Raw genomic sequence first — 11,266 nt, forward strand, 5'->3', positions numbered from 1 at the left:
AAGGCGCCCCGGAGGAACGGCGCCCCGGAGTAGAAGACGACGGGGGTCGAAAGGAGGAACGAGATCCAGCGCAGCAGCGACTCGTACCGCTCCTCGATCCCCTGGAAGTAGCCGGCGTACAGGCCGAACGTGAAGAGCATCACCTGCATGGAGAGGAACGCGGCGGTGCCCAGGCGCAGGAGGAGGTCGTTCCTTTCCCGCCGCAGCGCGTCCTCCGACGCCTTGCCCGCGGACGGGTACGGGGTGTACCCGAGCGCGCGGATCCCCTCCACGACGTCGCCGATGCCGGCCCGGGTCGGGTCCCACTCGATCGTCGCCCTCCCGGAGACGGCGTTCACCCTCGCCGAGAGGACGCCCGGGCGGCTTCCGAGGTACCGCTCGATCAGCCAGGCGCAGGAGGCGCACCGGATGCCCGTCACGGCCAGGACCGCGCTCGCCGCGCCGCCGCCGGTTCGCACGGCGCCGCCGAACGATTCGATGGGGACCGCTTCCGGCTCGGGAGGTCCGGGGGTCCACCCCTTCCGGATCGCGTAGAAGGAGGAGAGCCCTTCCGACCGGAGGAGGCGGTGGATTCCGAGGCACCCGGGACAGCAGAAGTACGCGTCCCCCCCTTCGGCCGCCTCCCGGAGCGCGCGGTTTTCCGGAACCTCGAGCAGGCAGTGGGCGCAAGGGACCATGCGGTTCACCCGAGGATCGCCCGGATCGCGAAGAGCCCCCCCCCCGCGACGAGGAGGAGCGCCGCCCCCCGCGCCAGGATCCCCCGGAGGCGGACGCCGGCCAGCCCCACGGCCTTCCCGAAGAGGAACAGGGCGGGAAACGTGCCGGCGCCGAACGCGGCCATCGCCAGGAATCCCCGCAGGAACCCCTCCGCGGGGGAGTTCCCGCCCATGCCGGTCCCCGCCGCGGAAAGGAGCGCCGTGTACACGAGACCGCACGGGAGAAGACCCGCCGCGAGGCCCAGCGGGAAGGAGGCTCCGGGGCCGCCGGCTTCCGCCACGCGCCGGGCCACCGCTCCGATCGGGCCCCGGAACGGTCCGGCCGGCTCGATCCGCCGCAACCCGGGAATCCAGCCGCCCGCGGACAGCCCCATCAGGGCGACGAGGATGCCGGTGATCCCCAGGACGACCCGCTGGACCGGCTCGATCCACGGGACGACGCGCACGAATGAGCCGGTGAGGCCGACGATCCCTCCGGCGATCGCGTACGTGACGACCCGGCCGAGGTTGAAGAGGAGGTGGGGGAGCGTCGCGCGCCGGTCCGGGAGCGAGAGGGCGTACCCGGCGACCAGCGGGCCGCACATGCCGACGCAGTGCCCCGCCCCACCGAGCAGCCCCGCTCCGAAGAGGATCCACGCAGTGGAGTCAGTCGGCCAGTTCAAAACGGAACTCCGCCTTTCCACGCCCCGGGACGGTCAGCGTCGCCTCCCGGTCCTTGCGGCCGCTGGGGCAGCGGACGGCGACCCCGGTTCCGCGATAACGGCCGGCGGCGAAACGCGCGAGGTCGACGCGGTTCCGCCCCATGTCCATCCCGCGCATGGACAGTTCGATGAACGGCGCGGGGCCTTCGTAGCCGGGGATATCCGCCGTGAAGGAGAGCTCCCGCATCCCGGGGGGAGGCCAAGGGGAGATGGTGAGCGTCGGCTCCGGAATTCCCGAGGTCGGGCGCAGGGGGACCGGGATGACGTCCGCGGCCGGACCCGTGCCGTCGGGATGCGCCGTCGCCGTCCACCGGCGGCGCGCGTGCAGCTTCCCGGAGTCCACCGCGAGCGAGAACATCCATTCCCCGGCGGCGGGGAGGAACAGCTCCGCGGCGTAGACCCCGGGGGACTCCTCGCGGAGCGGGAATTCCCGGTCGCTCCCCGTGCCGGAGATCCGCATCGCGGCCAAGGTCGCCCGGGCGCCCCGCAAGGGGCCGGCCGACGTCGACAGCTCCGCGGCGAACCGGCTTCTTCCCGCGCGGTAGTCGCCCGGAAGGACCGCCCGGAACCGCAAGCGCGCCTCCTCTTCCCGCCCGGGGAACTCGGCGACCGCGGCCTGGTAGTAGTTCCGCTCCACGAGCCCGTCGAACGACCGGTGCGCGATCCAGACCGTCCCTGCGATCAGCGCTCCGAACAGCGCGAAGATCCCCGCGATCAGCCGCTTCACGGGTACGCCGCCTCCCGGACGAACCGGAAACCGTTCCCTTCCGCGGTGAAGCGCACCTCGCCCCGCGTCTCCCCGTCCGACGTCACCGCCACGCTCCCGAAGGCGCGCGATTTCGGCGCGGCCGCGATGCCGGGATCGCCGAGGATCCGGGCCGGCCGGTCGACGGACAGGCGCATCCGCACCGGCTCCGCCCGCCCGTTGCGGACGGAGTACCGGTACAGGTTTCCGCCGCCCCCGGGACCGGATCCCTCCCATTGGACCGCGAACGCGACCGAAGGCTGGGCCCATACGGCGAAAAGGAACGCGAGCCCCGCGGCGGCCGCGGTCCCGGCGAAGAGGTACGCCCTCGCGCGGCGGACCGTCCCCCGGTAGGAGATGAACGGATCGATCCCGCGGGCGGCCGTCACGCCCCGGCACGCGTCGATGCACGTCGCGCACGCGAGGCACTCCCTCTGGTCCCCCTTCCGGATATCGATCCCGACCGGGCAGACCCGGGCGCAGAGGTTGCAGCGGAGGCAGTCGGCGCGGCCGGGGTCGAACGCCACCGAGATCGTCATGCCGTCCGCCACCGCGTTCTGCAGCATCCCGTAGGGGCACGCGGTGCCGCAGAACCTCGTCCCGAGCACTCCCACCATCCCGTAGACGACCCCCCACTGCGCCAGGAAGAAGCCGAGGAGCACCGGGGAGCGGAAAAGGTTCCGGAACGTTTCCGCGGGCGGGACGAAGAACCACAGGAGGGAGAGGGAGACGAGCGCGGAGAGCGGCACCAGAACGACGGACGCGCCCGACTTGCGCGCCCTGCCCGGTAGGGCGGAGGCCATCCACCGCGCGACCTCCGCGATCACGGTCTGCGGGCAGAGCCACCCGCACCACACGCGCCCGAACACCGCGGTCGTCCCGACGGCGAGGAGGAGCAGGAAGAGGACGAGGAGGAGCACGAGATGGAACTGGTCGATCCACAGGACCGACCCGAAGAAGAGGAGCCGCATCGTGGGGATGTCGAACCGGAACGCGCTGTCTCCTCCGATCCGGAGGAAGGGGAGGAGCAGGGTCGCCGCCCCCCCGAGGAGGGCGACGGCCCTGCGTCTACGGGTCCACACTACGGCTTCTTCCCATACTCCCGCACGGAGTCGACGTACGCCAGCACTTTCCAGATCCGGTCCCGTCCCAGCTCCGACTCGAACCCGGGCATGCCGCCGGGGCGCCCTCCGGCGATCGACTCGAACTTCAGCCGGTCGACCTCGCCGAACTTCAGGTGGCCGACCAGGGTCGGGCCGTCGCCCCCCTGGAGGTCCGCCCCGTGGCAGCCGGCGCACTTCTCCGCGTAGAGGAGCTTCCCCTCCACGATGCTCTTCTCGTCCTTCTCGTACGGGTTCTCGTCCATCCGCATCGCGCCGGCGGCGGACTTCGCCCGGTCCGCCTCCGCGTCCCTGGCGAACACCTTGTACTGCGACCAGCCGCTGATCTCCGGGGTGTACGCCGCGATGTAGTAGACCCCCCAGGCGATCAGGCCGACCACGAGCGCGAGGAATCCGCGGGGGACCTTGTTGTGGCTTTCCATGTCGCCGAACGGATTCTCCATCGGATCATCCCTCCCGGACGCCGCCCGAGGGGCCGGGAGGCGTTTCGTCGTCCTCGAGCATGCGGAACTTCGGCGCCTCGACCCGCTCGAACCGCCGCTTGCCGTAGTAGTAGGCGACGATCCCCGCGAAGACCGCCCCCAGGGCCGCGGTGAACAGGATGTACAGCAGCGCGGAGGCGCTCATTCCCTCTCCAGGCGACGGATGTAGGAGACCACCTTCCACACCCGGTCCTTCCCGAGCTGCGGAAGGAACGGCGGCATCCCGCCGGGGCGTCCCTCCGCCACGGAGGCGTACAGGTCGGCATCCCCGTTGCCGAACCGGTGATCCTTCACCGCCAGTTTCGGCCCGAACCCCCCGGCGCCCTTCTCCCCGTGGCAGCTCCGGCAATTCTCCTGGAAGATCTTCTCGCCTTCCTCTTCGGCGGCCCGGCTGCCCGCGAACGGATTCCGGGTCGCCGCGGGCACCGCCGCCGCCCCGGCTCCCGAGGCCTGCTGCGCGGCCTTCAGGTCCTTCCCGAGCTTCTGCAGGTACGCCACCATGGCGTCCTGCTCGGTCAGCTCCCCCCGAAGGGCGGCGGACGTCGACCGGTTCCGCGCGTTCGCGGAGGCGTACGCCGGCGACGTCACCGCCTCCCGGAACGCCGAAAGCTGCCGGGCGACCTCCGCCTCGTCGTAGCCGTACCCGAGCACCTTCGCCTTCCGCGCCGTGAGGGACGTGTCGAGCTTCGCCGACGCGAGCCACGGGTACGCGGGCATGTTCGACTTCGGGAACATCCCCTGGGGATCCCGCATGTGCTGGTAGTGCCACGAGTCGGGGTACTTCCCTCCAACCCGGGCGAGGTCGGGTCCGGTCCGCCGGGAGCCCCAGAGGAACGGCCTGTCCCAGGCGGACTCCTCGGGCTTGGAGTATTCTCCGTAGCGCGCCACCTCGGTCCGGAGCGGCCGGACCGTCTGCGTGTGGCAGTTGTTGCACCCCTCGCGGATGTAGATGTCGCGTCCCTCCAGCTCGACCGCCGTGTACGGCTTGACGAGCGGGCTCACGGGCTGGGTGGACGGCAGGAAGAGCGGGATGAAGGTCGTGACGAGCGTTCCGATCGAGATGACGACGACCGCGGCGATCGCGAACAGGACCGGTTTTTCGTAGAGGCTGTCGAAGTTCATCGGTCACACCGCCTGTGGTTTTGGACGGGAGGTCATGAACAGGTTGTAGGCGAACACCAGGATCCCGGCGAAGTAGAGGAGGCCGCCGGCGAACCGGACGATCCAGAACGGGTACATCGCGGCCACGGAGTCGAGGAACGTGTACATCAGCGATCCGTCGGGGTTGGTCGCCTTCCACATGGCGCCCTGCACGATCCCCGCGATCCACAGCGTCGCCGTGAAGAGGAGCTGGCCGACCAGGATGAGCCAGAAGTGGACGTTGGCCAGCTTCTCGCTGTGGACCTCGCGACCGGACACCTTCGTCATCACGAAGTACATCGACGCGGAGATGATCATGGTCACCCACCCCATCGTCCCCATGTGGACGTGGCCCGGGATGTACTCCGTGTAGTGGAGGTAGCCGGAAAGCGCCCGGATCGCCTGGGTCGGCCCCTGGATGGTCTGGAGCCCGTAGAAGGTGATCCCGAGGATGAAGAACTTGACGAGGTAGTTGGACTTCATCCGGTCCCAGTTTCCGCCCATCGTGTAGAAGCCGTTCAGCACCGAACCCCAGGACGGGGCGATGAGGAACATGCTGAACGCCAGCGCCACGGTCTGGATCCACTCCGGCACGGGGGTCAGCATCAGGTGGTGCGCCCCCGTCCAGAGGTAGCCGAACACCAGGGACCAGAACGCGATGATGGAGAGGCGGTGGCTGTAGATCGGCAGGCCGGTCGATTTCGGGAGGAAGTAGTAGAACATCGCCAGGATCGGGAAGGTGAAGACGGAGGCGACGGCGTTGTGGCCGAACCACCACTGCACGTTGGCGTCGTTCACCCCCGCGTAGGCCGAGTACGACTTGGTGAGGCTGACCGGGAACGCGAGGTTGTTCAGGATGTAGACCACCGCCACGGTGACGACGCAGGCGATCAGGAACCAGAGGGAGACGTACATCTGCTTCTCGCGGCGCTTGATCAGCGTCCCCATCACGTTGGCCGCGAACATCACCCACAGGACGACGACCACGATGTCCAGCGGCCACTCGAGCTCCGAGTACTCCTTCGAGGTGTTCATCCCCGCGAACAGGGACAGCGCGGCCAGGGCGATGGCGATGTTGAAGAGCCACAGCTGGACCCGGGCAAGCCCCGGGAAGGCGAGAGGGGAGCGGGTGAGCTTCTCGAGCATGTGGAAGCTGCAGGCGAAGATCCCGGCGAGGGCGAACCCGAACGCCAGCCCGTTCGTGTGCACGACCCGCAGCCGGCCGAAGGAGAGCCAAGACGTGAGGTTCAGGGCGGGAAGGATCATCTCCGCCGCCAGCCAGAGTCCCACGACGAGGCCGACGACGAGCCAGAACACCGAAGAGAGGGCGAATCCCCGCACGATGGAGTCGCTGCGTTCCCCGTTCGTCATCGTCCCCCCCCCGCAATCCCTTGGAATGTACCCCCCGCGACGTTTCCGGGGGCGGACAAGCCGCCGCCCGCGCGCGGAGCGATCCGTCGACAGTGTACAGTCATCCGATGCGGGCCGCCACTTTCGCGTTTCCCGGAAAATTCGGCGCTGGATACAAAAAAGGCGATTCCCCGGCCACCATTCGAGAAAGTTTCCTGATGGTGGTGGAATTCCCGCGGAAAAGTTGTAAAGTTTCCAAGGGAATACACCGAACAGGATGATCGAGGCCCGATCCGACTCTTCGAGGGCCAAGGGGTGCCGTCACGGACATGCCATTGGTAGCTCTCCACATGGGAGCCGCCGTCTTCCAGTTCATCGCGGCGTGGCAGTCGCTGGTCTTCGTGTGGACCCGGAGACTCGGGAGGGTCTGGTTCCTCGTCGTTCTCGCCCTCACCCTCAAGGGGTTCCTCTCCCTGTGGGTCGGGTATACCGTTTCCGGCGGCTCGCTCGTCGACTTCTCCGATCACCCGATCCCGTTGGCCGAGCTGTTCATATCCCTCCTGCTGGCCAGCGGCTTCCTCCTCACGGGGCACTGGTTCCGGTTCAAGGAGCGGCTGGAGGCCCGGTTCGACCTGATCGCGGAGGTGGACCGCTCCCTGGTGGGCGTGCTCGAGGAGAAGCAGATCCTCTCCCAGGTGTGCGGCATCCTCGGGAGGAACCAGGGATACCGGCTGGCGTGGGTGGGAGTCGCGCGGCCCGACGGTGCGGTAGAAGTCGAGCACAGCGGGGGAGACGGCGCGGTGTTCCTGGGGGAGAACGCCTTCCGGTGGGACGACACGCCCGCGGGGCGCACGCCACCGGGGATCTCCCTCCGGACGGGGGAGACCTCCGTGCGGAAGCGGGGGGATGCGGGGGCCCCTCCGGGGTGGGAGGACAGCTGCAGGGCTCACCGCCTCGCCAGCTGCGCCTCGGCGCGGATCGACCAGCACGGGTATCCGCACAAGGTGCTGACGGTGCACGCCGACACCGCTTCCGCCTTCGACTCGTTCGAGACCGGAGCGCTGACCGCGATGGCGCACCGGGTCGGGCACGCGATCCAGAGCGCGCGCCGCCACCAGATCTTCGTGAGCGCGAAGGCGTCCTACGACGAGCTGCTGCGGCACCAGCGGGACGGAGTGCTGCTCATCCGGGAAGGGAAGGTGGTGCGGGCGAACCCGGCCGCGGCCGCGATCCTCGGGTACGCCTCCACGGGGCTGCTCTTCGACGTCGACCCCTCCACGGTCCTTGCCGAGCCGGACGCGTTCCCGCAACTCCGCGACGCGCTCCGCGGACTCGGGGAGAGCGCCGGGCGCACCGAATGGGAGACGTCCGTCCTCCGCAGGGACGGGTCCACGTTCACCGCCGAGATCTCGGTCACGTGGGTCCCGCGGGAGGGCCGGGAGGAGTCGTTCATCCCGGCGCGCCGCGGACCGCTGGGGATGATGCTCCTGCGCGACGTCACCCAGCGGGTCCGCGCCCTGCACGAGCTGCGCAAGGAGAGGGATTTCTCCGCCCGGATCCTCGACATCTCCGGGGCCATCGTCCTGCAGCTGGGGCCCGGCGGGGAGATCCTCCTGTTCAACCCCCACTGCGAGGAGATCACCGGGTGGTCGTCCGCGGAAGCGTTGGGGAAGCGGATGCCGGAGCTGCTGATCCCCGAGCCGTTCCGCGGCGTCCACCGCGCGGCGATCGAGGGGGTGCTCGCCGGGCGGCTGCCGCCTCCGATGGAAACCGGCATCGTCACGGCGGACGGCGGGGAGCGGATGATCGCGTGGAACCACGCCCCGCTGACCGACGCCGCCGGCGCGATCCGGTCGGTCATCGTGACCGGCATCGACGTCACCGAGCGGCGTCTCCTCGAGCGGCAGATCATCGAGATGCAGAAGATGGAGGCGGTCGGGACGCTGGCGGGAGGGATCGCGCACGACTTCAACAACATCCTGACCGGGATCCTCGGGAACCTCGATCTCGCGAATCGCTACGTCGCCGCCGGGTCGCCCGCGGCCGGACCGATCTCGGAGTGCATCCGCGCCTCCGAGCGGGCGGTGCAGCTCGTGCGCCAGCTCCTGGACTTCTCCCGGCGGGCCCCGTCCGAGCGGCGGGCGGTCGACCTCGGGAAGGTCGTCCGGGAGGTGGTTGCGCTCTTCTCCCAGACCATCGACCGGCGGATCGAGGTCACGTCCTCGATCGCCAACGACCTGCTCCCCGCGCGCGTCGACCCCAACCAGGTGCACCAGGTGCTGATGAACCTGTGCGTCAACGCGAGGGACGCCGTCATGGAGAGCCTCGAGTCCGAGGGGAAGCCGGTGGTCCGCCCGCTGACGGGGTACTGGATCTACATCCGCGCCGAGAACACCGAGGTGGACGACGATTATTGCCGCCTCTTCCCGTACGCGCGGAAAGGGCGGTACATCCGGCTCTCGATCGGCGACAACGGGGCGGGGATGGACGAGGCCACGCAGCGGCGGGTGTTCGAGCCGTTCTTCACCACGAAGAAGATGGGACGCGGGACGGGCCTGGGCCTCTCCACGGTGTACGGCATCGTGAAGCAGCACGACGGGTGGATCAACCTGGAGAGCCGGCAGGGAAAGGGGACGACCTTCTGCGCCTACTTCCCCGAGGCGACCGGGATCGCGGAGGAGGCGTCCGACGCCGCTGATCCGGGACCTGGGCCGACAGGTCCTGGAGACCCACGGGTACACCGTGTGCCTCGCGTCGGACGGCAGGGAGGCGATCGAATGGTACGCGGCGAACCGGGAGCGGGTCGATCTCGTCATCCTCGACCTGACGATGCCGCACCGTTCCGGCCTGGAGGTCTTCCGGGCGATCCGCGCGATGAATCCTTCGGCGAAGGTCATCCTGTCGAGCGGGAACACGCCGTCGGAGGAGATCGGGGGGACCGCGTTCCTCCCCAAGCCGTACCGCGCCGACACGCTGGCGCGGATCGTCCGGTCGGTGCTCGACGTCGACCTGACTCCCTGACGGCTACCCGTTTCCCTTCTTTCCCTTCAGCGCGAGGTGGATGGCCGCCCGGAAGATGTAGCCGGACAGGTGCATCAGCGTGTCGTTCCGGTCGGGGGCGATCTCCATCGAGGCCATGCACGGATGGTGGTGGTGCCGCAGGGCCCCGGTATCGGCCGCTTCCGAAAGCCGCGTTCCCGGGAGGACCGACGCCACGAAGCCGGCCGCCCCGCACGGGCAGTCCCGTTCCACGGTCACCGACCCGACACGGTCTCCGTCCGCCTCGATCCGCATCCGGGGACGGCCGAATCGCGCCGCGAATTCCGAGAGGTGCGGGTGCGGCCCCCCGTCGAATCCGCACAGCGGGGAGGCGAAGGCGACCGCCACCCCGATCCGGCCCAGGCGCTTCCGCACCTGGTTCTCCAGGCCCGGGGGGCAGGCCGCCCGGTCGTCGACGGCGGCCAGGACCGCGGCGGCGCGGCACCGCGAGGCGATGTCGGGGATCAGCTCCGCCGCCCCCGCGGATTCGTGCAGGGACACGAGGAGATCCGCCGCGGGAACGGACGCCGGGAGGACCGCGTCGGGGTCGTCGATCACGAGGGGGAGGCGGGGAGAGAGGGGAAGGCGCGCGACCTCCCACCCGTCCGGGCGGCGGTTCGCGACGTTGTCCGCGATCCGCTCGCCGTACTTTCCCTGGGTGACGAAGAGGACCTTCACCCGGGCGTTCCCGCCAGGAGGCGCCCGCGAACGGCCGCGAGGAGCGCGTCGGCGGCCTTCGAACCGCCCGCCGGGAGATCGAGGAACGACCGCCCGGATTCCTCCCACGCCGGCAGCGCGGGGTCGTGCGGGAGGTCGGCCAGCGGCCGCAACCCCTCCACCGCCGGGACGCTGCGATCCGTCGCGGCGTACGGCCGGTTGAGCAGGAGCCATCGGCTTCCGACCGGAAGGGACAGCTCCCCGGCGAGGTCCCGGATGGCGGCGACGGCGGACATCCCGCGCGGGGTGGGGTCCCCGACCAGGACGAGGTGGTCGATCCGGAGGAGGTTCCTGCGCGACAGGTGCTCCATCCCCGCCTCGTTGTCCACCACGACCGCCCGGTACCCTCCCTCGAGCCGCGCAAGGGATCGGCGCAGCAGGTCGTTCACGTAGCAGTAGCACCCCGGCCCTTCGCCGCGCCCCATCGACACCAGGTCGGCCGCGTCCCCCTCGGAGACGCGCCGCTGGACCTCGGAGGCCACCCGGTCCGCGAGCGATACCGCATCGCGCGGCGCGGCCCCCGGGAGCAGCTCCTCGCGCAGGCCGCCCAGCCCCTCGGGGGCGGGGAGCCCGAGCAGGAGGTGGAGGTTCGCGTTCGGGTCGGCGTCCACCGCCAGGAGCGGTCGTACTCCGCACCCCGCGAGGGCGCGCACGAGGAGGGCGGAGCAGGTGGTCTTCCCCACCCCTCCCTTCCCGGCGACGGCGATCACCGTCGTCACGATGCGCCCCCGCCGTACCGCGCCCGGAGAATCGACGCGAGGGACGCGGCGAGCGACAGCGCCCGCTCCGACGCGTCCTCCGGGAGCGTCCCGAGCCCGCACGCCGGCGTGATCACGGCGGCCGGCACCACGCGGTCGCGGGGCATCCCGCGCGAGGCGAACCGGTCGAGGACCCCCTCCATCCGCGCGGCCAGCGTCTCCGGCGTCTCCCGCGCGATCGCGTCGGGCGCCGTGGGGACGATCCCGAAGGCGATCTTCCCGCCGCGGGAGAGGAACGCCCGGGCCTCCTCCGCGTACAGCAGGAGGGAGTCCGCGTATTCGTAGGCGTCGAACGACAGGTACCCGACCCGGGAGGAGAGGACCAGCCCCCAGTCCGTGTTGGCGCAGCAGTGGATCCCGCACAGCGCGCCGGGAAGGCCTTCGAAGATCTCGTCGAGCGCCGCCACCACCTCGTCCCGCGCGAGCGACAGGATCGCGGAGCCGACCGACGCCAGGTACGGTTCGTCGAGCACGAGGATCACGTTCGGGGAGAGGGC

General features: G+C 70.2%; 11 protein-coding genes. 1 reads left to right on the plus strand and 10 read right to left on the minus strand.

Annotation, left to right across the window (positions count from 1 at the left end; all coding sequences use genetic code 11):
• The 8 genes from HZB86_07100 to HZB86_07135 form a co-directional block, all read right to left on the minus strand.
• On the minus strand, window positions 1-686 hold a 686-nt coding region (locus HZB86_07100), incomplete at its 3' end, for a heavy metal translocating P-type ATPase (protein MBI5905305.1).
• Complete coding sequence (locus tag HZB86_07105) at window positions 683-1,300, minus strand: sulfite exporter TauE/SafE family protein (protein MBI5905306.1); 618 nt, start codon at window positions 1,298-1,300, stop codon at window positions 683-685. The genes HZB86_07100 and HZB86_07105, both read right to left, overlap by 4 nt.
• A gap of 61 nt (window positions 1,301-1,361) precedes the next feature.
• Window positions 1,362-2,144, minus strand: coding sequence for a FixH family protein (locus HZB86_07110; GenBank protein ID MBI5905307.1), 783 nt, complete (start codon window positions 2,142-2,144; stop codon window positions 1,362-1,364).
• Window positions 2,141-3,244 carry a 4Fe-4S binding protein gene (locus HZB86_07115; GenBank protein ID MBI5905308.1) on the minus strand — a complete coding sequence of 368 codons (1,104 nt, stop codon included), beginning with the start codon at window positions 3,242-3,244 and terminating at the stop codon, window positions 2,141-2,143. The genes HZB86_07110 and HZB86_07115 overlap by 4 nt, the downstream gene beginning before the upstream one ends.
• Window positions 3,244-3,726 carry a c-type cytochrome gene (locus tag HZB86_07120; protein ID MBI5905309.1) on the minus strand — a complete coding sequence of 161 codons (483 nt, stop codon included), beginning with the start codon at window positions 3,724-3,726 and terminating at the stop codon, window positions 3,244-3,246. The genes HZB86_07115 and HZB86_07120 overlap by 1 nt, the downstream gene beginning before the upstream one ends.
• A gap of 4 nt (window positions 3,727-3,730) precedes the next feature.
• Window positions 3,731-3,910, minus strand: a complete 180-nt coding sequence (locus HZB86_07125) for a cbb3-type cytochrome c oxidase subunit 3 (GenBank protein MBI5905310.1) — start codon at window positions 3,908-3,910, stop codon at window positions 3,731-3,733.
• Window positions 3,907-4,887, minus strand: a complete 981-nt coding sequence (gene ccoO, locus HZB86_07130) for a cytochrome-c oxidase, cbb3-type subunit II (GenBank protein MBI5905311.1) — start codon at window positions 4,885-4,887, stop codon at window positions 3,907-3,909. Before ccoO ends, HZB86_07125 begins: the two co-directional genes overlap by 4 nt.
• 3 nt (window positions 4,888-4,890) lie before the next feature.
• Entirely contained in the window at window positions 4,891-6,276 is a 1,386-nt protein-coding gene (locus HZB86_07135) for a cbb3-type cytochrome c oxidase subunit I (GenBank protein MBI5905312.1), read from the minus strand.
• Between the two features lie 308 nt (window positions 6,277-6,584).
• Between HZB86_07135 and HZB86_07140 the strand changes: the two genes are divergently transcribed.
• On the plus strand, window positions 6,585-9,956 hold the full coding sequence (locus HZB86_07140; protein ID MBI5905313.1) for a PAS domain S-box protein: 3,372 nt from the start codon (window positions 6,585-6,587) through the stop codon (window positions 9,954-9,956).
• A 12-nt stretch (window positions 9,957-9,968) separates the two neighbouring features.
• Here HZB86_07140 and HZB86_07145 read toward each other — a convergent pair whose 3' ends face one another.
• Together HZB86_07145 and HZB86_07150 are read right to left on the minus strand one after the other, a co-directional pair.
• On the minus strand, window positions 9,969-10,730 hold the full coding sequence (locus tag HZB86_07145; protein MBI5905314.1) for an AAA family ATPase: 762 nt from the start codon (window positions 10,728-10,730) through the stop codon (window positions 9,969-9,971).
• On the minus strand, window positions 10,727-11,266 hold a 540-nt coding region (locus HZB86_07150), incomplete at its 5' end, for a methionine synthase (GenBank protein MBI5905315.1). The genes HZB86_07145 and HZB86_07150, both read right to left, overlap by 4 nt.

Source organism: Deltaproteobacteria bacterium (assembly GCA_016234845.1).
Taxonomy (GTDB): domain Bacteria; phylum Desulfobacterota; class Deferrimicrobia; order Deferrimicrobiales; family Deferrimicrobiaceae; genus JACRNP01.

Bases quoted from the DNA above. Each gene is read 5' to 3' on its own strand.
- HZB86_07120 (MBI5905309.1), bottom strand. From the start codon at position 3,726: ATGGAGAATCCGTTCGGCGACATGGAAAGCCACAACAAGGTCCCCCGC.
- HZB86_07135 (MBI5905312.1), bottom strand. From the start codon at position 6,276: ATGACGAACGGGGAACGCAGCGACTCCATCGTGCGGGGATTCGCCCTC.
- ccoO (MBI5905311.1), bottom strand. From the start codon at position 4,887: ATGAACTTCGACAGCCTCTACGAAAAACCGGTCCTGTTCGCGATCGCC.
- HZB86_07140 (MBI5905313.1), top strand. From the start codon at position 6,585: ATGCCATTGGTAGCTCTCCACATGGGAGCCGCCGTCTTCCAGTTCATC.
- HZB86_07105 (MBI5905306.1), bottom strand. From the start codon at position 1,300: ATGTGCGGCCCGCTGGTCGCCGGGTACGCCCTCTCGCTCCCGGACCGG.
- HZB86_07125 (MBI5905310.1), bottom strand. From the start codon at position 3,910: ATGAGCGCCTCCGCGCTGCTGTACATCCTGTTCACCGCGGCCCTGGGG.